Genomic DNA, 22,564 nt, shown 5'->3' on the forward strand with positions numbered 1-22,564 from the left:
GGACGGGGAACGCCCCGCACCGGAACTCCGGTGCGGGGCGTTCCCGCGCGCGCGTGGGGCGGTGTTACTGGATGCTGCTGTAGACCTGGTAGCCGCCGCCGAGCCTGGTCCGCACGGAGAACTTGTTCGGAGCCGTGTTCAGGTAGCGGTACAGGTCGCCGCCCGCGGTGACACCCAGCAGGTCGGCCTTGCCGTCGGCGTTCAGGTCGCCCGGGGCGATCACCTTGGAGTAGGTGTTCCAGCCGCTGCCGACCTTCACCCGCGTCTTGAACGCGGACGTCGCGACACCCGTGCCCGGGTACACGTACAGGTCGCCGCCCGAGGTGCGGGCCGCGATGTCCGTACGGCCGTCACCCGTGAAGTCACCGGCGCCGACGATCTTGTTGTACGCGCCCCAGCCGGTGCCGACCTTGATGCGCGACGCGAACGCCGTGCCCTTGCCGTTGCCCTTGTACAGGTACAGGACGCCGGAGCGGTCGCGGGCCAGCAGGTCGGCCTTGCCGTCGCCGCTCAGGTCGCCCGGGGCGAGGAGGGTGTTGTAGACGCCCCAGCCGCTGCCGATGTGCTCGCCCTCGATGTACAGGTCGCTGCGGTCGTCCGCGAACTGGAGGGCGATGTCGGAGATTCCGTCCGAGTTCATCGAGGACAGGTGGGTGGGGACCAGGCCGTCCCAGCCGCCGTTGCCACTGACCTCCACGCGCGGCTCCACCGTGCCGGTGGTGCTGTTGCGGTACCAGTAGCTGGCGCCACCGGGGGTGAACGCCAGGGTGCCCTCCTTGCCCGTGTACGGGTTGTTCCCGGCGCCGGCGAACTGCGTGATGCCCGCGAAGTCGCCCGCGGCGCCGACCTGCTCGCGTCCGGCCAGCGTGCCGTTGCCGTTGGCGCCGTACAGGTAGAGCGCGCCCGAGTTGTCCCGGGCCAGGAGGGCGCCGCCACCGCCGGGCATGATCTGGTTGTAGGTGCCCCAGCCGCCGCCGATGGACTTGCGGGTGCCGAACGGCTTGTTCTTGTCGCCCGTGCCGGCGTAGAACCACAGCGTGCCGTTGGTGTCGCGGGCGTACAGGTCGCCCTTGCCGTCGCCGGTGCCGTCACCGAGGCCCACGAGCTGGTCGTAGACGCCCCAGCCGCCGCCGACCGAGATCCGGGTGCCGAGCGGCTGGGACGGGCTGCCGGTGCCCAGGTACAGGTAGAGGGCGCCGTCCTGGGTGCGGGCGATCACGTCGGCGCGGCCGTCGCCGTTCACGTCGCCGGGCGACGAGAGCTTGTTGTAGACCTGCCAGCCACCGCCCACCACCGACTTGGTGGAGGTACCCGTGGGACCGGCGTCCGTGTGCAGGGTGAGCGTGCCGTTCTCCGAGAGGACGAGCACCTCGGGCTTGGCCGCGTTGCCGACCTGGTTGCCGATCGGGACGATGTCCTTCGCGATGTCGTCGACGCGGTGGAGGTCGAACAGGTCGACGGTCGCGTCGGACAGGAGGGCGAAGAGATCCCCGTCGGCGGCACGGACGATCTGGTCGTCGACGCCGTCGCCGTCCAGGTCGGACAGCGGCGCGGAGACGGCCGCGGCCGCGGCGACGCCCGCACGGGCGCCGTCCTTCTTCGGGAGCGCCAGCTTCGGCGGCGTGAAGGAGGACGCGGGCCTCTCGACCGAGGGAACCGGCGCCGGCGAGTCGGCGGACGCCGGACCCGCGAGGAGCATGCCGGCCGAGAGGGCGAGCGCGGTGCAGGCGGCGACACGGCGGGCGTGCGTGGAGTGCGTGAAAAGCAAGAGATCCCCCCCAGGGATCAGACTTCGATGGACCGGAAGGGGGGTCCGCGACGCCTCCGCACGGAAGAACGCGCGGAAGAACGCGCGCACGAAGGGCGAACACCCCCCCCGGGTGTGAGCGGAGCATAACCCCGGGGGGTGACAGCCGATCAACGAGATATCCCGGCAACCGGGGACCCGCCCACGCTGCCGGGATCGGACCCTCCGCGGCCGTCAGTTCTTCCGGTGCCCTATCAACCGCGGCTTCGGCTCCAGACCGTCCAGACCGTGCCACGCCAGGTTCACCAGATGCGCCGCGACCTCCGCCTTCTTCGGCTTGCGGACGTCCAGCCACCACTGACCCGTCAGCGCCACACTGCCCACAAGGGCCTGCGCGTACAGCGGCGCCAGCTTCGGGTCGAAGCCGCGGGCCTTGAACTCCAGGCCCAGGATGTCCTCCACCTGCGTGGCGATGTCACTGATCAGCGACGCGAACGTCCCCGTCGACTGCGCCACCGGGGAGTCCCGTACGAGAATCCGGAACCCGTCCGTGTAGTTCTCGATGTAGTCGAGCAGCGCGAACGCCGCCTGCTCCAGGAGCTCCCGCGGATGCCCCGCCGTCAGCGCGCCCGTCACCCCGTCGAGGAGCTGGCGCATCTCCCGGTCGACCACGACCGCGTACAGCCCCTCCTTGCCGCCGAAGTGCTCGTACACCACCGGCTTGGAAACCCCGGCCTTCGCCGCGATCTCCTCCACCGACGTGCCCTCGAAACCCTTCTCGGCGAACAGCGTCCGGCCGATGTCCAGCAGCTGCTCCCGGCGCTCCGCGCCCGTCATCCGCACCCGGCGGCCCCGCCGGGGCTTCTGCTCGCCGCTGCCGGTGCCACTGGTCCTGCCGTCGATCGCCACGTCTTCCATCATGCCGCGTCTGCGGGCGCGCTCTGGCGGCGGGCTTCGATGCGCTCCTTCGCCGGCCAGCGCACGTCGCTCGCCCAGCCCGCCAGCTCGAACCAGCGGATCAGCCGCGCGCTGGAGTCGACCTGACCGCGCAGCACCCCGTGCCGCGCCGACGTCGGGTCCGCGTGGTGCAGGTTGTGCCAGGACTCGCCGCAGGACAGCACCGCCAGCCACCACACGTTGCCCGAACGGTCCCGCGACTTGAACGGCCGCTTGCCCACCGCGTGACAGATCGAGTTGATCGACCAGGTCACGTGGTGCAGCAGCGCGACACGCACCAGCGAACCCCAGAAGAAGGCGGTGAACGCGCCCCACCAGGACATCGTCACCAGACCGCCCACCAGCGGCGGGATCGCGAGCGACAGCATCGTCCAGAAGATGAAGTCACGGGAGATCCGCCGGATCGCCGGGTCCTTGATCAGGTCGGGCGCGTACTTGGCCTGCGGCGTCCGCTCCTCGTCGAACATCCAGCCGATGTGCGCCCACCACAGCCCCTTCATCAGGGCCGGCACCGTCTCACCGAAACGCCACGGCGAGTGCGGGTCGCCCTCCGCGTCCGAGAACTTGTGGTGCTTGCGGTGGTCCGCCACCCAGCGCACCAGCGGGCCCTCCACCGCCAGCGAACCCATGATCGCCAGCGCGATCCGCAGCGGCCGCTTGGCCTTGAACGAACCATGGGTGAAGTAACGGTGGTAGCCGATCGTGATGCCGTGACAGCCGATGTAGTACATCGCCACGAGCAGCCCCAGATCGAGCCAGGACACGCCGCCCCAACTCCAGGCCAGCGGAACCGCGGCGATCAGGGCGACGAACGGCACCGTGATGAACAGCAGCAGCGTGATCTGCTCGATCGACCGCTTCTTGTCCCCGCCGAGCGTGCCGGAGGGCAGCACGTCCTGTTCGGTCTCGGGCATCTCGGTACTTGTGGTCATGGGTGTCCCCTGGGGATGAAGGGATGAGGATGAAAAGGGAGCGGAACGGTATGAAAAGAGCGCGAGGCTACGCTTCCGTAACCTACGGCGTCGTAAGTATGGCAGCGCCGGGGCGCGCGGCAAGGGGGCGCAAGAGGGCCCTGCCCGCCGACCACAATGTGGACACCTATCCTGGGGGCGTCGGACAGCGCGGTCCGCAAGCCTCCAGAACCCCTCCAGACGTGCTCAAACACTGCAAGGAGCCGCACCTGTGAGCAGTGCCGACCAGACCCCCACCGCCAGCGCCGAGCTGCGCGCCGACATCCGCCGACTGGGCGATCTCCTCGGCGAGACCCTCGTCCGCCAGGAGGGCCACGAGCTCCTCGACCTCGTCGAGCGGGTCCGCAGCCTCACCCGCGAGAACGGCGAGGACGCCGCCGAGCTGCTCCGCGGCGTCGAACTGGAGACGGCCGCGAAGCTGGTGCGCGCCTTCTCCACGTACTTCCACCTCGCGAATGTCACCGAGCAGGTTCACCGTGGCCGCGAGATGCGCGAGAAGCGCGCCGCCGAGGGCGGCCTCCTCGCCCGCACGGCCGACATGCTCAAGGACGGCGACCCCGAGCACGTCCGCGAGACGGTCAAGAACCTCAACGTACGGCCCGTCTTCACCGCGCACCCCACCGAAGCCGCCCGCCGCTCGGTCCTCAACAAGCTGCGCCGGATCGCCGCCCTCCTGGAGACCCCGGTCATCGAGGCCGACCGGCGCCGCCACGACCTGCGGCTCGCCGAGAACATCGACCTCATCTGGCAGACCGACGAACTCCGGGTCGTCCGCCCCGAGCCCGCCGACGAGGCCCGCAACGCCATCTACTACCTCGACGAGCTGCACGCCGGCGCCGTCGGCGACGTCCTGGAGGACCTCGCCGCCGAGCTGGAGCGCGTCGGCGTCGAACTGCCCGCCGGCACCCGCCCGCTCACCTTCGGCACCTGGATCGGCGGCGACCGCGACGGCAACCCCAACGTCACCCCCCAGGTGACCCGGGACATCCTGATCCTCCAGCACGAGCACGGCATCACCGACGCCCTCGAACTCGTCGACTACCTGCGCGGACTCCTCTCCAACTCCATCCGCTACGCCGGAGCCACCCAGGAACTCCTGGACTCCCTCCAGCGCGACCTGGAGCTCCTCCCGGAGATCAGCCCCCGCTACAAGCGCCTCAACGCCGAGGAGCCGTACCGGCTCAAGGCCACCTGCATCCGGCAGAAGCTCGTCAACACCCGCGAGCGCCTCGCCTCCGGCACCCCCCACCAGGACGGCCGCGACTACCTCGGCACCGCCGAGCTCGTCCACGACCTCACCCTGATCCAGACCTCGCTGCGCGAGCACCGCGGCGCGCTCTTCGCCGACGGCAGGATGGACCGCACCATCCGCACCCTGTCGGCCTTCGGCCTGCAGCTCGCCACCATGGACGTCCGCGAGCACGCCGACGCCCACCACCACGCCCTCGGGCAGCTCTTCGACCGCCTCGGCGAGGAGTCCTGGCGGTACGCCGACATGCCCCGCGACTACCGGCAGAAGCTGCTCGCCAAGGAGCTGCGCTCGCGCCGCCCGCTCGCCCCGACCCCGGCCCCGCTGGACGCCGCGGGCGAGAAGACCCTCGGCGTCTTCCACACCATCAAGGAGGCCTTCGAGCGCTTCGGCCCGGAGGTCATCGAGTCGTACATCATCTCGATGTGCCAGGGCGCCGACGACGTCTTCGCCGCCGCCGTCCTCGCCCGCGAGGCCGGCCTCGTCGACCTCCACGGCGGCTGGGCCAAGATCGGCATCGTGCCGCTCCTGGAGACCACCGACGAGCTCAAGGCCGCCGACGTCATCCTCGACGGCATGCTCGCCGACCCCTCCTACCGGCGCCTCGTCTCGCTCCGCGGCGACGTCCAGGAGGTCATGCTCGGCTACTCGGACTCCTCCAAGTTCGGCGGCATCACCACGAGCCAGTGGGAGATCCACCGCGCCCAGCGTCGCCTCCGCGACGTCGCCCACCGCTACGGCGTACGCCTCCGGCTCTTCCACGGCCGAGGCGGCACCGTCGGCCGCGGCGGCGGCCCCTCGCACGACGCGATCCTCGCCCAGCCCTGGGGCACCCTGGAGGGCGAGATCAAGGTGACCGAGCAGGGCGAGGTCATCTCCGACAAGTACCTGATCCCGTCCCTCGCCCGGGAGAACCTCGAACTGACCGTCGCCGCCACCCTGCAGGCCTCCGCCCTGCACACCGCGCCGCGCCAGTCCGACGAGGCCCTCGCCCGCTGGGACGCGGCCATGGACACCGTCTCGGACGCCGCCCACACCGCGTACCGCAAGCTGGTCGAGGACCCCGGCCTGCCGGCGTACTTCCTCGCCTCCACCCCCGTCGACCAGCTCGCCGACCTGCACCTGGGCTCACGGCCCTCCCGCCGCCCCGGCTCAGGCGTCTCCCTCGACGGACTCCGCGCCATCCCCTGGGTGTTCGGCTGGACCCAGTCCCGCCAGATCGTCCCCGGCTGGTACGGCGTCGGCTCCGGCCTCAAGGCGCTGCGCGAGGCCGGCCTCGACCCGGTCCTCGGCGAGATGTACGAGCGCTGGCACTTCTTCCGCAACTTCCTCGCCAACGTCGAGATGACGCTCGCGAAGACCGACCTGCGGATCGCCCGCCACTACGTCGACACCCTGGTCCCCGACGACCTCAAGCACGTCTTCGACGCCATCGAGGCCGAGCACGCGCTGACCGTCGCCGAGGTCCTCAAGGTCACCGGCGGCGAGAAGCTCCTGGACTCCAACCCGGTCCTCCAGCAGACCTTCGCCATCCGCGACGCCTACCTGGACCCGATCTCCTACCTCCAGGTCGCCCTCCTCGCCCGCCAGCGCGGTGCCGCCGAGCGCGGCGAGGACCCGGACCCGCTGCTCGCACGGGCCCTGCTCCTCACCGTGAACGGCGTCGCGGCGGGCCTGCGCAACACCGGCTGACGCCTGCCCGGACACATGACGGTGCCCCCGTGGATTCCTTCCACGGGGGCACCGTCATGTGCGGGGTACGTCAGTGCTGCTGGGCCTTGCGGCGGCGGGTCACCAGGAACGCGCCGGCACCCGCGAGGGCCACGGCCACGGCGGCGAGGACGCCGACGGGGGCGCTGGAGCCGGTCTCGGCGAGGCCGCCGCCCGTGCTGCCCGTGCCACCGGTGCCGCCGGTCTCACCCGCGGGGGCGGTCGCGGAGGGCGACTCGGTGCCACCGGGGGTCTCGGAGGAACCGGGGCTCTCGGAGGAACCCGGAGTGGTCTCCGACGGCGAGGGGCTCTCGGTGCCGGGGGTCTCCGTGCCGGGGGTCTCGGTACCGGGGGTCTCCGTGCCCGGGGTCTCGGTGCCCGGGGTCTCGGTACCGGGCGTCTCCGTGACGGGAGGGGTGGTCTCGGAGACCGGGGTGGCCGGGCAGGTGTGGGACAGGTTGAACCAGCCCTGCTTGACCGGGGCGGAGACCTCGGCCGAGGCGGCGACCAGCTTGGCGCCCGGCTCGGAGGTCGCGTAGGCGTGCTTGTCGCTCGGCGGACCGAACGTGGTGATGGTCTGGACACCACCCGGCTGGAACTCCACCGTCAGCTTGGTGAAGACGGCGGAGTCGCCCTTGCCGCTGCCCGGAAGCACGAAGTGCCAGCCGTCCTTGCCGGCCGGCACGGGCGGGCACTCGCCCTTCTCGCCGAACTCCTTGGCGGTCAGCGGAAGGTCTTCGACCTGGTGGAGGGGGAGCGGCGCGGGCTTGGGGGCCTCCGACGCGAAGGCCACCGGCGCCAGCGCGAGAGAACCTGCCATGGTCGCGACAAGCGTGGCGGCAGGTATGAGAGAACGTCGCATGTGCAGTCGTCCATCTATGGGATGAGGGATGCCGTGGGGGGTGGCAGGGGGCAGCCTATCCGTCGCTTTAAGTCAGCCTTAAGTCAGAGCTCTATAACGATCGCGCCAGGAACTGGTGACATCCGGCCACAACCCCAGGTGCCCACACCCTCAGAGCGCGAAGAACGCCGCCACAAGAAGAACCCCGCCCACACCCGCCGCCGACCACGCCGTCCTCCGCAGCCGCAGCCCGCCACCGATCAGCGGCGCGGCCAGCAGCAGCGCCCCGCCCAGCGGCAGCCACGCGTGCAGCCCACCGCCCCAGCCCGTCCGTACGCCCTCGTCCGTACCCGGCTTCACCACCACCGGGATCGTCGCGCCCCGCTCCGCCGCGACCGAACGCGCGATCGTCAGCGTCCGGCGGGTCGAGGAGGGGTCCTCCGGGGTGTAGCGACCGCTGCACGTCTCCTCGGTGCAGCCGGTGACGGTCAGCGTCCCGTGCTCCCGCCCCTTGGCGAGCAGGACGTGCTGGGCCGAGTTCCAGGAGGTCCAGGCGCCCGCGACCACGAGAAGGAGGGCGACCAGGGCCATGGCGGCGTTACGGACGTGCGTCATGACCCGGGATCGTACAGTCGTACCGCGAGAGCCCCGCCGGCCTCAGGAGTTGTACGCCGACTGGGCCCGCTCCAGACCCTCCGCCACCAGGCACTCCACCGAATCAGCCGCCCGGTCCACGAACCAGTCCAGGTCCTTGCGCTCCGCCGAGGAGAAGTCCTTCAGGACGAAGTCCGCCACCTGCATCCGGCCCGGCGGACGCCCGATCCCGCACCGCACCCGGTGGTACTCCGCACCCATCGCCTTCGTCATCGACTTCAGACCGTTGTGCCCGTTGTCGCCGCCGCCGATCTTCAGCCGCAGCACCGAGTAGTCGATGTCCAGCTCGTCATGGATCGCCACGATGTGCGCCGTCGGCACCTTGTAGAAGTCGCGCAGCGCCGTCACCGGACCGCCCGACAGGTTCATGTACGACATCGGCTTCGCGAGGATCACCCTGCGGCTCGCCGGCCCCGGCGGCCCCATCCGGCCCTCGACGACCTGCGCCTGCGCCTTCCCCGCCCGCTTGAACGAGCCGCGCATCCGCTCGGCCAGCAGGTCCACCACCATGAACCCGATGTTGTGCCGGTTGGCCGCGTACTCGGGCCCGGGGTTGCCGAGGCCGACGATCAGCCAGGGCGCGTTCGCGTCGTCGGTCATGTGCGTCGGGTCTCCTCGTCCAGATACGTCCACATACGAAATGCGTCCACATGCGAAAAAACGGGGTGACGGGCCGTGCGGCCCATCACCCCGTCACGTCAAGCAGAGCCTACGGCTCAGGCCTCTTCGCCCTCGGTGGCCTCGGCCTCGGCGGCCGGCTCCTCGGCCTGCGCGGCCAGGACCTGCAGGACCACGGCGTCGGCGTCGGTCACCAGGGCCGAGCCCTTGGGGAGGGTGATGTCCTTGGCGAGGATGGAGGCACCGGCCTCCAGGCCCTCCACGGAGACCGTGACGGCCTCGGGGATGTGGGTGGCCTCGGCCTCGATGGAGAGGGTGCTGAGCACGTGCTCCAGCAGGTTGCCACCGGCGGCGAGCTCGCCCTCGGCCTGGACGGGGATCTCGACGGTGACCTTCTCGCCGCGCTTGACGAGGAGCAGGTCGACGTGGACGAGGAAGCCCTTGATGGCGTCACGCTGGACGGCCTTCGGGATCGCCAGCTCGTTCTTGCCGTCCACGTCCAGGGAGAGCAGGACGTTCGGCGTACGCAGGGCGAGGGCCAGGTCGTGGGCCGGGAGGGTCACGTGCGCCGGCTCGGAGCCGTGGCCGTAGACGACCGCGGGAACCTGGTTGTTGCGGCGGATCGCACGGGCGGCGCCCTTGCCGAACTCGGTACGGACGACAGCGGCGAGCTTGACCTCGGACATGGTGCACTCCTCGTAGAAAGGTGACGACGAAAATGTGGTCACCCGGCCACGACTGGCGATGGCCTGCTACGAAGAGCGCGTCGATAACGGACCGCCGTGACCCTGTACATCCGTACGGGTACGGCCTCCCTCGCCGAGCAACTACGGCAGTCTACCGGCCCACCGCCCTACCACCCAATTCGATCACCGAAACACGACCGAGGGCCGCTCCCCCGAACGGGGAAGCGGCCCTCATGTCCATCGAGCGGCTACGGCTCAGTGCTCCTCGAAGAGGCTCGTCACCGAACCGTCCTCGAACACCTCGCGCACCGCACGCGCGATCGTCGGCGCGATCGACAGCACCGTGATCTTGTCGAGCTCCAGGGCGCCCGGCACCGGCAGCGTGTCCGTGAACACGAACTCGCTGACCTTGGAGTTCTTGAGCCGGTCCGCGGCCGGACCGGAGAGGATGCCGTGCGTGGCCGTCACGATGACGTCCTCCGCACCGTGCGCGAACAGGGCGTCCGCGGCGGCGCAGATCGTGCCACCGGTGTCGACCATGTCGTCGACCAGGACGCAGACGCGGCCCTTCACGTCACCGACGACCTCGTGGACGGTGACCTGGTTGGCGACGTCCTTGTCACGGCGCTTGTGCACGATCGCCAGCGGCGCGTCCAGACGGTCGCACCAGCGGTCGGCGACCCGCACGCGGCCCGCGTCCGGGGAGACGATCGTCAGCTTGGCGCGGTCGACCTTCGCACCCACGTAGTCCGCCAGCACCGGCAGCGCCGACAGGTGGTCCACCGGGCCGTCGAAGAAGCCCTGGATCTGGTCCGTGTGCAGGTCCACCGTCAGGATGCGGTCCGCACCGGCCGTCTTCAGCATGTCCGCCACCAGACGCGCCGAGATCGGCTCGCGGCCGCGGTGCTTCTTGTCCTGACGGGCGTAGCCGTACGACGGGATGATCACGGTGATGCTCCGGGCCGAGGCCCGCTTGAGAGCATCGATCATGATCAGCTGTTCCATGATCCACTTGTTGATCGGAGCCGTGTGGCTCTGGATCAGGAAGCAGTCCGCGCCACGGGCCGACTCCTGGAAGCGGACGTAGATCTCACCGTTGGCGAAGTCGAACGCCTTGGTCGGAACGAGGCCGACGCCCAGCTGGTGCGCGACCTCCTCGGCCAGCTCGGGGTGGGCGCGGCCGGAGAAGAGCATCAGCTTCTTCTCGCCGGTCGTCTTGATCCCGGTCACAGCACTGTCTCCTCAGACGTGTTGTCTGGCCGCATTCCACGAGCTGTCGTGCGCGTGTGCGAGCCAGCCGAATTTGTGTGCACGTATCACGGTACGCCGAGTTCGACGTACCCGTTTCCGGTCAGCTTGCGCCGGCGGAGTCCTCGGCCGCGGCCTGAGCGGCCTGTGCGGCGGCACTGCCGGGACGCTTCCGGGCGACCCAACCCTCGATATTCCGCTGCTGGCCCCGGGCGACGGCGAGCGAACCCGCCGGCACGTCCTTCGTGATCACGGACCCGGCGGCGGTGTACGCACCGTCCCCGATCGTGATGGGAGCCACAAACATGTTGTCCGACCCGGTCCGGCAGTGCGACCCGATCGTGGTGTGGTGCTTCGCCTCGCCGTCGTAGTTCACGAAGACGCTCGCCGCGCCGATGTTCGTGTACTCGCCGATCGTGGCGTCACCGACGTACGACAGATGGGGGACCTTGGTGCCCTCGCCGACCGTCGCGTTCTTCATCTCGACGTACGTGCCCGCCTTGGACTTCGCGCCCAGGTTCGTGCCCGGACGGAGGTACGCGAACGGCCCCACGGAGGCGCGCTCGCCGATGACGGCGGAGTCGGCGACGGTGTTGTCCACCCGGGCGCCGTTGCCGACGCGGGTGTCCTTCAGGCGCGTGTTCGGCCCGACCACGGCGTCCTCGCCGATGTGCGTGGCACCGGTCAGCTGCGTACCGGGCAGGACGACGGCGTCGGCCTCGAAGGTCACCGTGACGTCCACGAACACGGACGCGGGGTCGATCACGGTCACACCGGCGAGCATGGCCTGCTCGATCAGCCGCTGGTTCAGCAGGGCGCGGGCCTCGGCGAGCTGCACGCGGTTGTTGATCCCGAGGATCTCGCGGTGGTCACCGGCGACGGAGGCGCCGACCCGGTGCCCGGCCTCGCGGAGGATCGCCAGCACGTCGGTGAGGTACTCCTCGCCCTGGCTGTTGTCCGTCCGCACCTTGCCGAGGGCGTCGGCGAGCAGCTGCCCGTCGAACGCGAAGACGCCGGAGTTGATCTCACGGATGGCGAGCTGGGCGTCGGAGGCGTCCTTGTGCTCGACGATCTTGGTCACGGCGCCGGTCACCTGGTCCCGCACGATCCGCCCGTACCCGGTGGAGTCCGGGACCTCGGCGCTCAGCACGGTGACGGCGTTGCCGTCGGCGGCGTGCGTGTCGGCGAGGGCGCGCAGCGTCTCGCCGGAGAGCAGCGGGGTGTCGCCGCAGACGACGATCACGGTCCCGTCGGGCGCCTGCCCGAGCTCCTCCAGGGCCATCCGCACCGCGTGTCCGGTGCCGTTCTGCTCCTCCTGGACGGCGGTGCGGGTCCCGGCGTAGTGCTCCTCCAGGTGCCCCCGCACCAGCTCGCGGGCGTGCCCGACGACCACGACGAGGTGCTCGGGCTCCAACTCCCGGGCGGCGGAGACGACATGCCCGACGAGCGACCGCCCGGCGATCTCGTGGAGGACCTTGGGGGTCTTCGACTTCATGCGGGTGCCCTCACCCGCTGCGAGGACGACGACGGCTGCCGGGCGATTGGCGCTCACGGGAATGCCCTTCGGCTTTGGGTGGTGGACGCACGAAGGATACCGGGGGGCAAGGGGGCGGACATGAGTGCGGGTCCTGACCGTGACGGTCAGGACCCGAGTGAAGAAGCTCCCCCGCCAGGACTCGAACCCGGACATAAGGCACCAAAAGCCTCAGTGCTGCCAATTACACCACAGGGGATTACTTATAGGGCCAAAACGGACATGCCATCAGTCCTGTGCCCCGGCGGCATCCACTATGCCGTACCAGGCACCTTCCATGCGACGGTATAGCTCCGCGCTTCCCGTGACGTAGATGACGAGGCACCCTCGGTAGGCCTCCGTCGTATTCTTTCGAACGGTTCGGGGGTTGTGGCGCTTCAGGGTGGCCTTCCGGAACGTCGAGCTTTCGATGCCGGTCACGTCGGCCCAGAACCGTTCGGCTCCCGCGACGTCGGCGCTCTCGTGGATGCTGACGCGCAAGCGCAGACGATCCCGGGTCACGCCGAGGAGGTCCAGCCATCGCAGGTAGAGGGCGATGACGGTCGGGTCGCTATTGATGAACTGAAGGGACTCGCGGCGGCTGTACGTCTTGTCCTTGGCGCCCTCGGCCCAGTAGAGCGCGACTCCGGCGACGAACAGCTCCCGGTCCGACAGGGCGCCGATGGATTCCCGCGCCAGCCGCTTCGTCTCCTCCCGCTGCTCGTCCCGCGTGGCGCGGAGGCGGGCCAGGCCGGCGTTCATTCGGGCCCGCCGTTCCTCGTCCGTGTAGCGAGGCTCCGGCTTCGGCAGGTCTCTCACCCACAGCGAGATCGAGCTCTTCGAGCAGCCCAGCTCCACCTGGATCTGGTCGTAGGTCATGCCTTCGAGGCGTAGAGCGCGGGCCCTGTCACGGAGGTCGTCCTTGGCGTTCGGGCGCTTCGTCCACTCCGGTGGGGGCTCGCCCTTCACCAGGCGGTGGAGGAGGTCGTTGTTGTGGACCTGTAGGCGGTCGCGGATCTGGCGGAGGCTGAGGCCCTCGCGGCGGAGGGCGACGGCCTGTTCCCGGAGGTTGTCGAAGTCGGCGTACCGGCTGGTTTCCGCTGTCATACGAACACCCTCGTCCGGAATGCGGACGTCCAGGTCGAAAGTGCTGTCGATTCAACAGTTCGAGGGACTGGTGTGCAGAGTGTTGACGGCGCGCGTTCGCGGGTGGGGCTCGCCCGTAGGGTGGTGGGTATGACCACAACGGGGGCAGACCGGGACGCCGTGGGCGTCGGGAATTGGTGGTGGTGGGGGAGACGGCGGAGTGCCGTCCTCGACGTGGGGCTTGCCCTCGTGTCCGCCGTCGAGTGCGGGCTCGAAGGGGTGCGGTTCGCCGAGCAGGCCTCGTTGCCCGTTCCGCTGGGGGTGCTGTTCGGACTCATGGTCGGGTCGGTGCTGCTCGTGCGGCGCCGGTGGCCCATCTGGGTCGTGCTCGTCTCCATCGCCGTGACGCCCGCCGAGATGGGCTTCCTCATGGGGATCGTCGGGCTGTACTCGCTCGCCGCCTCCGAGGTGCCCCGGCGGATCACCGCGCTGCTCACCGGCATGTCGACGGTCGCCGTGTTCGTCGTGACCGTGGTGCGGATGCGGCAGGACGTCGCCCAGGCCGATGTCGGGCAGCCGGACATCGACCCGAGCGGCTGGTACGTGACGGTCGTCGCGCTCTTCATGACCCTCGGGCTCAACGCGCCGCCGATGCTCTTCGGCCTCTACATAGGGGCGCGCCGCCGGCTCATGGAGAGCCTGCGGGAGCGGGCGGACAGTCTGGAGCAGGAGCTGTCGCTGCTCGCCGACCGGGCGGAGCAGCGGGCGCAGTGGGCGCGGCAGGAGGAGCGGACGCGGATCGCCCGGGAGATGCACGACGTGGTGGCGCACCGGGTGTCGTTGATGGTGGTGCACGCGGCGGCGCTGCAGGCGGTGGCGTTGAAGGATCCGCAGAAGGCCGTGCGCAACGCCGCGCTGGTGGGGGACATGGGGCGGCAGGCGCTGACCGAGTTGCGGGAGATGGTGGGTGTGCTGCGGGAGGGGTCCGCTCCCGTGGGTCCTGCCCCGGTGCCGCTGGCCGCGGTGGGGCGGGCCGCCGCCGCTGCCGCCGAGGCGGCTGCCGAGGACGGGCCTTGTCTGGACGCTCTGGAGGCCCTGTGCGAGCAGTCGCGGCTGGCCGGGGCGGCCGTGGAGTTCGTGGTGATCGGTGAGGCGCGCGCGTATCCGCCGGAGGTGGAGCGGACGGCGTACCGGGTCGTGCAGGAGGCGCTGACCAACGTTCACAAGCATGCGGCGGGTGCCGAGGTCGTGGTGCGGCTCGCGCACCGGGACGCCGAGGTCGCGATGCAGGTGGAGAACGGCCCCTGCCCCACGGACGCGGGCGTCGCCGACGTACGGCTGCCGAGCGGCGGGAACGGGCTCGTGGGCATGCGGGAGCGGGTGCTGCGGCTCGGCGGGGTGTTCGTCTCCGGGGCGACCGACGCCGGTGGGTTCAAGGTGTCGGCGGTGCTGCCCACGGTCACCGGGGAGTGATGGTCACCCCGCCGTCAGCCGGGGCGGCTGTGCCCCGGTGATCAGGGTGGAGAGCGCCGCGTCGATGTCCTTGCCGAGGTACCAGTCGCCCGCGTGGTCGAGGCTGTAGACCCGTCCCTCCATGTCCATGGCGAGGATCGCCTGGTGGTCGCCCTCCTCGCCGAGTGGTGCGAGCTCCGTGTCCAGGGCGCGGCCGAGGTCCGCGAGGGTGCGGGAGAGGTGGAGTCCGGCGAGCGGGTCGAAGCGTACGGCCGCCGGAGCTATCTGGCGTCCGTGGCCGGGTGCGGTGATCCGCAGGCCGCCGAATTCGGCCCAGGCCTCGACGGCCGCGGGGAACACGCTGTGCCGGTGTCCGGCGGGGGAGATGTGGGCGCGCAGGGTGTCGGCCCATTCTTCGGCGAGCTTGATGTCCCAGCGGCCGGGCTGCCAGCCGGCCTCGCGGAGGGCGGCGTCGACGTTGACCGGGAACCGGGTGGTGCTGAGGTGGTCGGGCATGGGTGAGCGGTCAGCCGTTCTCGACAGTGGTGGGGTCGACGGTGCGGACACCGAAGTGGGCGAGCATCGCCGTGCAGGAGCGGCAGGGTGCGGCGTAGCTGCCGTGCAGCGGGTCGCCGTCCTCGCGGATGCGCCGCGCGGTGAGCTTGGCGTGCTTGAGGGAGCGGCGGGCCTCGCCGTGGGTGAGCGGTTTGCGCTGGGCGCGCTTGGAGCGGGCGTTCTCGGTGGCGGTGAGGTGCCGGGAGAGCAGGATCGCCTCGGGACATCGGCCGGTGAAGCGTTCGCGCTGGCCGCTGGTGAGGGTGTCCAGGAAGTCCTGGACGAGGGCGTGCAGGGCGGGCGGCCGGTCGCCGCGGCCGGCGGTGCACGTGAGGGTCGTCTCGCCGCGTACGGAGAGGGCGGCCCCGACGGTGGGAAGGATGCCGTCGCGGCGCTGTCGCAGTAAGGGCGCGCGCGTGGCTTCGGCGCTGCTGCTCCAGTTGAGGCGTGGGTCACCCTGTGTGGGCGTAGGTGCTGTTTGCATGGTGCGGTTCTTCCCCTCCTGCAATCCCCCGAGTTGCGTGGACAGCCTGCCAAATAGGGAGCCATATGGGGAAGCTGGGGCGCCGAAACGTGGCTTCGGTGTGTCGGAATCATGGTGCACCTGTCATGGCGTCGTGACAGTTGGTCACCGTCGGATCGGGCCGGTTCGGGCTCTTGTGGCAGCGCATAGGCTGTGCGGCATCAGTCAGGATGCAGCCAGCGGCTGCGGGTAGTAGCAGTCAGCGACGCCAGTGCAGGGGGCAACCGCCATGACGACAGGTCGGCTCGGGCAGGACACCGCGCCACCGAACGCGGCCTATGCCGGGCAGGTCGTGCACTTCCCGGACCCGGTCCGTGCTTCCCGTCACCCGAGAGGGGTACGGGTGGACGAGTTCGGTCATCCGGACTTCTCGCCGTACGCGCGTGCGGCGGCGGAGATCGCCGATCCGCCGGAGGGTTTCGGTGTCGACGAGCTGAGGCTCACGGACTACGTGTCGGCGAACGCGGCGATGGCGGCGACCGGTCATGAGCTGTGGGACACGATTCCGGCGGTGGCGACTCCGCACGGCTGGACCTGGCACCATGTGGCGCGCAGTCGCCGGATGGAGTTGGTCCCGGTCGAGGTGAAGGCCTTGCTGCGCCATCACGGTGGGGTGGCGACGGCTGCCGTCGACCACACGAAGCGGGGTACGCGCCCGTTGCAGGAGACCCGGCCGGCGCACTTCGGGCTGCCGAAGGGTCTGGTGTCGGTGTCGGAGCAGCAGCTCCAGGGTGTCGAGGAGGATCTCGGCTACCGGCTTCCGGGGGCGTACCGCTCGTTCCTGAAGGCGGCGGGCGGTTGCGCTCCGGTGGGTGCGGCGCTCGACGCGGAGCTGGGGCTCCTGGTCGACCAGCCGTTCTTCACGGTGCGGGAGGAGGCGGGCGTCAATGACCTCGTCTACGTCAACAAGTGCCTGCGTGACCATCTGACCAAGGACTATCTGGGCGTCGCGTTCGTCCAGGGCGGTCTGATCGCGCTGAAGGTGCGGGGTGAGGGGGTCGGTTCGGTGTGGTTCTGCGCGTACGACGACGCCCGGGACTCCGGCGAGGTGGCGGCCGGCTGGTCGGTGGGTGAGCGGGTGGAGCGTCTGCTGCTGCCCTGTGGTGCGGACTTCGACGTGTTCTTGCAGCGGCTGGCGGGCAATCCGCCGGAGCTCGAGACGGTGGCGAACCTGATGGTGGACGGTGGCTTCGCGCGTGCGGTGCCCGTGGTCCCGGTGGGGGAGTGAGTGGGCTGTGGTGACGTTCGCGCAGGCGCAGGAGCGCGCCGAGGAATGGATCAACGGCGAGCTGCCGTCGTACCAGCACCGTGAGGTGCGGGTACGGGAGTTCGAACTGGGTTTCGTGGTGTGGGCCGAGGACCGCGAGGGCGGTCCGACCTCGGACGGCGGCCGTCAGCGGCTGGTGATCGCCCGCGACAGCGGTGAGGCGACGCTGTGGCCGGGGCTGCCGGTGGGCGAGGTGATCCGCCGGTACGAGGAGGAGTACGGGGCCGCGGAGGACGTTCCGGCGCAGGCGGCCGTTCCGGCGGCCCGGATCGATCTGAACCAGACGTCGTTCCTGTTGAGTCCGCCGGAGTGGCTGCAGGACGCGGCGGATCGGATCGGGCTGCCGAAGCAGCCGAACGCGTCGCAGGAGAGTGCGAGTTCGTCGGCGTCGGTGGACGACGTGTCGGAGCCGGTGGCGGCGGGCGAGACCGGGCCTTCGGTCTCGGTCGCTTCGTCTTCCTCGTCCTCTTCCCTGGGCGGGGGAGAAGCGGGGGGTGGCGTCGCGTACGAGCCGACCGCGATGGACGGGGTTCCGGCGGAGACGCCGGCGGCGGTGTCCGTGGCTCCGGCTCCGGCTCCGGTGTCCGTGGCTCCGGCTCCGGTTGCTCCGGTTGCTCCGGTTGCGACTCCGACCCCGCCCGCCCCGACGCCGGCCCCGGCGCCTGCCCCGGCTCCCGTGGCGACGTCCGCGCCGACTCCCGCGCCCGCGCCCAGTCCGTGGGCCGACGCCAATGCGAGTTCCGGTGGTGCGGACGGGGCGGTGCCGTTGCCCGCGACCGTGTTCGCGCCCGCGCTGTCGGGGACGGACGACGAGGACACCCCGCCGCCGCAGGTGGGCGCCGACGCGCCGACCGCCCTGATGAAGGGCGGCAGCGCGCTGCCGCCGACCGCCGTGGCGCCCCGGCTCGACCCGGCCGCGCCGCCGCCGGCGGGTGTTCAGACGGCTCCGCCCGCTCCTCCGGCCGGCCCTGGAGCGCCGCTGCCTCCTCCGCCGCCCGCGCCCTCGGCGCCGGGAGGCGGGGACATCGCCGACGCCGCGACCAGCAAGGCCGCGCTGCCGCCGAAGAGCGGCCGCGGTCCTGCGGCGCCGCCTCCGCCGCCGGGCGCCCCGGGTGTTCCGGGTGGCTCGTCGGGTGCGGGGGCGTACATCCCCACGCAGCTGGTGTCGCAGCTCGGGCCCGAGGGGCTCCGGCCGCCCGCGCCCGCGCCGCCGGGTCCTCCCGGTCCGCCGCCCGCTCCGACGCCGCCCGGTTCGCCGACGCCGCCGCAGCCCGTGCACCACGCGGCGACGATGCTGGCGCATCCGAACCAGGGCGGTCCGGGCGCGCCTCCGCCGCCCCCGCCGCCGCCGGGTGTGCCCGGCACGCCCGCGGGCGGTATCGAGCATGCCGCGACGATGCTGGCCCACCCGGGTCCGGCCGGTCCGGCGGCGCCGCAGCCTCCGGCCCCGCCGGGTCCGGTGCGGCCGATGCAAGGGGGTCAGGCGTACGCGGGACCGCCCGCTCCCGCTCCCGCGCCCGTCCCCGGTCCCGTACCTCCCGCGTACGGGTATCCGCAGCCCGCGGGGCAGCCGACGGTCGGTCCCGGCTACCAGGCGGTGTTGCGTTATCGCGCGCCCGACGGTTCCGAGACGCAGATCATCCGGCGTTCGGCGCCGGGCACCCCGCATCCGGAGTGGCAGATCCTGCACGAGCTGCGCGCGATGAACGTGCCGCCGCAGCAGGTGCTCGAACTGCACACGGAGCTGGAGTCCTGTGAGCTGCCGGGTGGTTACTGCGCGCGGATGATCCGGGAGACCTGGCCGCAGGCGCGGATCACCAGCATCGCCCCGTACGGTCGCGATCACGCGGGCCGTCAGCAGGGCATGCAGCAGCTCATCACCCATCAGGGCGAGTTGCATCAGGTCGCGGACGGTCCCGCACGGCCCGCCCCGGTGCGGGCGCCGCTGCCGCAGGTGCAGCCGGCGCCGCCGGTTCCGCCGGAGGCGATCGCGCAGGAGCTGGCCGGGGCGTTCGGTCCGGGGGTCCTCCGTTTCGACCAGCGCGCGGTGTCCCGGCAGGGTGTGCCGGAGCTGGTGGCGCGGACGCTGGTGTGGGCGGGTCTGCCGGCCGACTTCGGGCCGTTCTTCTGGGCGCAGCCCGCGATGCCGGTGGTGCCGACGCTGGCCGAGCTGGCGGCGCAGCGGCAGGTTCAGTCGGCGCCGGACGCGAGTTCGTACCTGGTGCTCGGTTCGGACTTCGGCCGGGCGATCTGTGTCCAGTACGGGACCGCGCACATCGTGGCGGTGCCGGTGGAGGCCGGCCCGGGCGGGCAGTCGGTGCCGCCGCAGTTCGTGAACACCGGGCTGCCGGAGTTCACGCGGGCGATGGCGCTGCTCGGGCGGATGTGGCGGCTGCGGTTCGGGCTCAACCCCGAGCAGGCCGGTCGCTGGACGGTCGATTTCCAGGCGCAGTTGGCGATGCTGGATCCGGCGGCGCTGTCGTCGCCGGAGAACTGGTGGTCGGTGCTCCTGGAGCAGATGTGGGACGGCCTGCTGTAGGGGGAGTGGCCGGGGTTTCCCGCTGACGCCGCTGGACAGACTGTGCTGGACAGAATGTGATGAAAGGCGCTCGACGTGTATGCACGTTGGGCGCCTTTTGTCCGTTCTGATGCAGCATCCTGGATGTTCGGGTCGGGCACAGGGAAGGGGCGCCAGGGATGAGTTTCGCTGTCGGACGGGGGCGCGGGTACCGGCCCGAGCAGGTCGACCGCCATCTCGCCGCGCTCTCCGAGGACCGTGACGGAGCCTGGGAGCGGGCCGCGCGGCTCACCGTCCTCGCGAAGGAGATGGAGGCCGAGGCGGCGAGGCTGCGCGAGGCCGTCGAGGCGCTCGTGCCGCACCGCTACGAGGTGCTCGGCGACCGGGCGCGGAAGATCCTGGAGCTCGCCGAGCAGGAGGACGAGACGCTCGTACGGGCGGCCGAGGCCGAGGCGCAGTCCCTCGCGGAGGCCGCCGAGGCGGCGGCCCGGGAGGCGGCGGAGTCCGCGCGGGCGTATGCGGAGGGCGTCCGGGCGGCTGCCGAGGCGGCGGCCCGCGCGACCCTGGAGGCGGCGCGGGGGCGGGCCGAGGAGCTGACGACGGAGGCGGGCCGCGAGGCGGAGGAGCGGTCGACCGGGGCGCGGCAGGTTTTCGAGGAGACCGAGCGGCGCGCGGCGGAGCTGCTGGAGAAGCAGGGCGCGAAGCAGTCGGCGGCACGGGACGAGGCGGAGCGTACGGCGGAGGGCGAGGCGGCAGCCCTGGACGCCCGCCACGAGGAGCTGCTGACCCGGGCGGAGGCCCGGCTCGCCGAGGCGCAGCGGTCCCTTGCGGAGACCGAGGAGCAGGCCCGGCACGGTCAGGAGGACGCCGAGGCGAGGGCGGGGGAGTTGCTCGCGGAGGCCCGGATGAAGGCGGAGCGGGCCGAGCGGGAGACGGAGCGGGTGCTGCGGGAGCACGAGGAGGCCCGGGACGAGATCCACGGCCACATGGAGCACATCCGCAACTCGCTGGCGGCGCTGACGGGGCGGGTGGGCGCGGATCCCGCGCCGGAGCGGCGGGACGAGCGGGAGGGGCCGGCGCCGGAGTCGGACGCCGACCCCTCCTAGATCGTGTCCGGAAGGTCCCGTCCGGCCCGGCGGGCGGACGGTGCTGCTTCCCGGACACGACCCAGGGGTACGGGGCGGGCGTGACCTGGGCCCGCCCTAGCCGGCGCTGCCCGTGCAGGCCATGCCGTTGGTGCCGAAGACCCTGATGCCGGTGTTGGAGCTGGAACCGCCGGGCCGGATCGTCCCGTCGTACACGTGGGTGTTGCCGTTCCAGTGGTAGATGTCGACCTTCACCGGCAGGTTGTTGATGTACGACTTGACGCCCTGGCTGAACCCGAGCGAGTACAGGTCGAAGCAACCGTTCTTGTCGGTGGTCTCCAGGCCCATGCGGACGAAGCCGGTCGCCCGGTAGAGGCACACCTGGTTCGAGTCGCATTTCTCCGCCGCCGAGGCGGACGGCGCCGTCGCCGCCATCCCTGTCAGGGCCAGCCCTCCGGTGAGGGCGATCGTCGCGAGCTTGCGCTTCAGCTTCATTGGTTCCTCCTGGTCGGTCGAGCGGTGCGTTCTTGCGTGACAAGAGTCTTTCTTTCGGTGATCTCCCTTTCCAGGGCGGGAAGTTGCAGATAATAAGCACGAGCGTCCGGGTACTTTCCGCCGGCTGCGCGCGCCGCAGCCCGATCGATGGGTACTTCACATGCGACTTCCCGCCAGTGACCGGAGCGCCCTGAAGAAGGTCCTTCAGGAGCGCCGGGCCGTGATCGACCCTGTGACCGTGGGTTTCCCCAAGAGGCTGCCGGGCCCGGGGCGACGGGCCCCCGGTCTGTGCCAGGAGCAGATGGACGAGCTGCTCATGCGTACCCCGGGGACGTACAACCGCTTCGAGAACGGCCAACTCCCCAATCCGCACCGCAATTTCCTCGCTGCGATCGCGAAGATTCTCGGCTTGAGCGAGCCGGAGTGGACGTTCCTGTGGCAGCTGACCCGCAAGGAGGCCCCGCCCCGCCCGCTGCACAGCACCGCGGGGACGTCCGTGGCCGGGGTGTGGCAGCGGGTCGTCGAGCAGATCGGTGGGGCGCTGGCGTACGTCAGCGACGCCGAGTTCGACGTCATCGCCCACAACGAGGAGTTCCGCAGCTTCTTCCCGCGCGGGCAGGGCCCGGCCAACATGATGCGCTGGCTGCTCCTGGATCCCGAAGCCCGTACCGAGGTCCTGATCGACTGGGAGGCCCTCTGGGCGCCGGCCATCATGCCCAACCTCAAGCAGGCAGTGGAGCTGCGTCCGGACAATCCCGCGCTCGTCCGTCTCGAACAGGACGTCCTCGCCGACCCGGTGGCCGGCCCGCTCTACCGGGGCTGCGCCTCCGTCCCCGTGCCCCACTTCGACGGCTCCGAACTCCCCGCCCGGCACGCCGTGTACGGCCCCGGCCGGCTCGCGACCTGCCTCGCCGAGCCCGTCACCGCGCCCGGAGCCCGTATCAATGTCAGTTTCTTCGTTCCCGCCGGAGCCCTAGGCTTCCCGTCATGCTGATGAAGCTGACGGCGGTCAACCTCGACTGCGCCGACCCCCTGGCCCTCGCCGACTTCTACCGCCGGGCCACCGGACTCCCGCTCCACGGGCGCTCGGACGGGGACTTCGCGGGGCTCGGCGGCGGTGGGGACGGGCCGCTGATCGGTTTCCAGCGGGTCGACGACTACCGCCCGCCGACCTGGCCCGGCCAGGGCGTGCCGCAGCAGCTGCACCTGGACTTCGACGTCGACGACCTGGACGAGGCGGTGGACCGGCTCGTGGAGTGGGGCGCCACGGTGCCGGACCAGCAGCCCCGTCCCGATCTGTGGCGGGTGGTCCTGGACCCGGCGGGGCACCCGTTCTGCGTCTCGCCCCGGAAGCGGCCCGGCGGCGCCTGACGGAGGCCGGTGACGGCG

20 protein-coding genes and 1 tRNA gene are annotated in these 22,564 nt (G+C 71.2%); 7 read left to right on the plus strand and 14 right to left on the minus strand.

All coding sequences use genetic code 11. From position 1 onward, the window contains the following. Nucleotides 1-64: 64 nt before the first annotated feature. The 3 genes from OG259_RS24815 to OG259_RS24825 all read right to left on the minus strand — a co-directional run bounded on the left by OG259_RS24815 (nt 65) and on the right by OG259_RS24825 (nt 3,636). Nucleotides 65-1,768: an FG-GAP repeat domain-containing protein gene (locus OG259_RS24815; RefSeq protein ID WP_328944269.1), complete on the minus strand. Its 1,704-nt coding sequence runs from the start codon at nt 1,766-1,768 to the stop codon at nt 65-67. Nucleotides 1,769-1,981: 213 nt separating this feature from the next. Further along, entirely contained in the window at nt 1,982-2,665 is a 684-nt protein-coding gene (locus tag OG259_RS24820; protein WP_030315379.1) for a TetR/AcrR family transcriptional regulator, read from the minus strand. Next, nucleotides 2,665-3,636, minus strand: a complete 972-nt coding sequence (locus OG259_RS24825; RefSeq protein WP_328944270.1) for an acyl-CoA desaturase — start codon at nt 3,634-3,636, stop codon at nt 2,665-2,667. The genes OG259_RS24820 and OG259_RS24825 overlap by 1 nt, the downstream gene beginning before the upstream one ends. A 250-nt stretch (nt 3,637-3,886) precedes the next feature. Between OG259_RS24825 and ppc the strand changes: the two genes are divergently transcribed. After that, complete coding sequence (gene ppc, locus OG259_RS24830; protein WP_328944271.1) at nt 3,887-6,616, plus strand: phosphoenolpyruvate carboxylase; 2,730 nt, start codon at nt 3,887-3,889, stop codon at nt 6,614-6,616. Between the two features lie 70 nt (nt 6,617-6,686). On the opposite strand, the gene OG259_RS24835 is transcribed toward ppc, so the two are convergent. From OG259_RS24835 to OG259_RS24870, 8 genes are all read right to left on the minus strand, one after another. Then, on the minus strand, nt 6,687-7,454 hold the full coding sequence (locus OG259_RS24835) for an LPXTG cell wall anchor domain-containing protein (protein ID WP_328944272.1): 768 nt from the start codon (nt 7,452-7,454) through the stop codon (nt 6,687-6,689). A gap of 192 nt (nt 7,455-7,646) precedes the next feature. Further along, nucleotides 7,647-8,090 (minus strand): hypothetical protein, encoded by a 444-nt coding sequence (locus tag OG259_RS24840; protein WP_328944273.1) that lies wholly within the window; start codon nt 8,088-8,090, stop codon nt 7,647-7,649. A gap of 42 nt (nt 8,091-8,132) precedes the next feature. Then, nucleotides 8,133-8,729 carry an aminoacyl-tRNA hydrolase gene (gene pth / locus OG259_RS24845; protein ID WP_328944274.1) on the minus strand — a complete coding sequence of 199 codons (597 nt, stop codon included), beginning with the start codon at nt 8,727-8,729 and terminating at the stop codon, nt 8,133-8,135. Between the two features lie 116 nt (nt 8,730-8,845). Further along, nucleotides 8,846-9,433 (minus strand): 50S ribosomal protein L25/general stress protein Ctc, encoded by a 588-nt coding sequence (locus tag OG259_RS24850; RefSeq protein ID WP_328944275.1) that lies wholly within the window; start codon nt 9,431-9,433, stop codon nt 8,846-8,848. A 255-nt stretch (nt 9,434-9,688) separates the two neighbouring features. Beyond that, nucleotides 9,689-10,663, minus strand: a complete 975-nt coding sequence (locus OG259_RS24855) for a ribose-phosphate diphosphokinase (protein WP_266892749.1) — start codon at nt 10,661-10,663, stop codon at nt 9,689-9,691. A 121-nt stretch (nt 10,664-10,784) separates the two neighbouring features. Continuing rightward, the gene (gene glmU, locus OG259_RS24860) at nt 10,785-12,233 is read right to left on the minus strand and encodes a bifunctional UDP-N-acetylglucosamine diphosphorylase/glucosamine-1-phosphate N-acetyltransferase GlmU (protein WP_328944276.1); all 1,449 of its coding nucleotides are present in this window, start codon (nt 12,231-12,233) and stop codon (nt 10,785-10,787) included. Between the two features lie 109 nt (nt 12,234-12,342). Next, nucleotides 12,343-12,414: transfer RNA gene (locus tag OG259_RS24865), tRNA-Gln, on the minus strand. A 29-nt stretch (nt 12,415-12,443) separates the two neighbouring features. Next, a complete protein-coding gene (locus OG259_RS24870) occupies nt 12,444-13,301 on the minus strand; it encodes a hypothetical protein (RefSeq protein ID WP_328944277.1) in 858 nt (285 codons plus the stop codon). Nucleotides 13,302-13,430: 129 nt separating this feature from the next. Between OG259_RS24870 and OG259_RS24875 the strand changes: the two genes are divergently transcribed. Next, a complete protein-coding gene (locus OG259_RS24875; protein WP_328944278.1) occupies nt 13,431-14,753 on the plus strand; it encodes a sensor histidine kinase in 1,323 nt (440 codons plus the stop codon). 3 nt (nt 14,754-14,756) lie between these two features. Here the strand turns inward: OG259_RS24875 and OG259_RS24880 are convergent, their stop codons facing one another. Both OG259_RS24880 and OG259_RS24885 read right to left on the minus strand, forming a co-directional pair. Then, nucleotides 14,757-15,248: an SUKH-3 domain-containing protein gene (locus tag OG259_RS24880; RefSeq protein WP_266892741.1), complete on the minus strand. Its 492-nt coding sequence runs from the start codon at nt 15,246-15,248 to the stop codon at nt 14,757-14,759. Between the two features lie 10 nt (nt 15,249-15,258). Next, nucleotides 15,259-15,771, minus strand: a complete 513-nt coding sequence (locus OG259_RS24885; RefSeq protein ID WP_328944279.1) for a YwqJ-related putative deaminase — start codon at nt 15,769-15,771, stop codon at nt 15,259-15,261. A gap of 268 nt (nt 15,772-16,039) precedes the next feature. On the opposite strand from OG259_RS24885, the gene OG259_RS24890 reads away from it, so the two are divergent. The 3 genes from OG259_RS24890 to OG259_RS24900 all read left to right on the plus strand — a co-directional run bounded on the left by OG259_RS24890 (nt 16,040) and on the right by OG259_RS24900 (nt 20,701). Continuing rightward, on the plus strand, nt 16,040-17,038 hold the full coding sequence (locus tag OG259_RS24890; RefSeq protein WP_328944280.1) for an SMI1/KNR4 family protein: 999 nt from the start codon (nt 16,040-16,042) through the stop codon (nt 17,036-17,038). Nucleotides 17,039-17,045: 7 nt separating this feature from the next. Next, entirely contained in the window at nt 17,046-19,616 is a 2,571-nt protein-coding gene (locus OG259_RS24895) for an SUKH-4 family immunity protein (protein WP_328944281.1), read from the plus strand. Nucleotides 19,617-19,774: 158 nt separating this feature from the next. Then, nucleotides 19,775-20,701 (plus strand): cellulose-binding protein, encoded by a 927-nt coding sequence (locus tag OG259_RS24900; protein ID WP_328944282.1) that lies wholly within the window; start codon nt 19,775-19,777, stop codon nt 20,699-20,701. Between the two features lie 96 nt (nt 20,702-20,797). Here OG259_RS24900 and OG259_RS24905 read toward each other — a convergent pair whose 3' ends face one another. Then, nucleotides 20,798-21,175 carry a peptidase inhibitor family I36 protein gene (locus OG259_RS24905; protein ID WP_328944283.1) on the minus strand — a complete coding sequence of 126 codons (378 nt, stop codon included), beginning with the start codon at nt 21,173-21,175 and terminating at the stop codon, nt 20,798-20,800. A gap of 220 nt (nt 21,176-21,395) precedes the next feature. On the opposite strand from OG259_RS24905, the gene OG259_RS24910 reads away from it, so the two are divergent. Then, complete coding sequence (locus OG259_RS24910) at nt 21,396-22,169, plus strand: MmyB family transcriptional regulator (RefSeq protein ID WP_328944284.1); 774 nt, start codon at nt 21,396-21,398, stop codon at nt 22,167-22,169. Beyond that, the gene (locus OG259_RS24915) at nt 22,163-22,546 is read left to right on the plus strand and encodes a VOC family protein (protein WP_328944285.1); all 384 of its coding nucleotides are present in this window, start codon (nt 22,163-22,165) and stop codon (nt 22,544-22,546) included. The genes OG259_RS24910 and OG259_RS24915 overlap by 7 nt, the downstream gene beginning before the upstream one ends. Nucleotides 22,547-22,564 lie beyond the last annotated feature (18 nt).

Origin of the sequence: Streptomyces sp. NBC_00250 (genome assembly GCF_036192275.1) — a bacterium.
Lineage (GTDB): Bacteria > Actinomycetota > Actinomycetes > Streptomycetales > Streptomycetaceae > Streptomyces.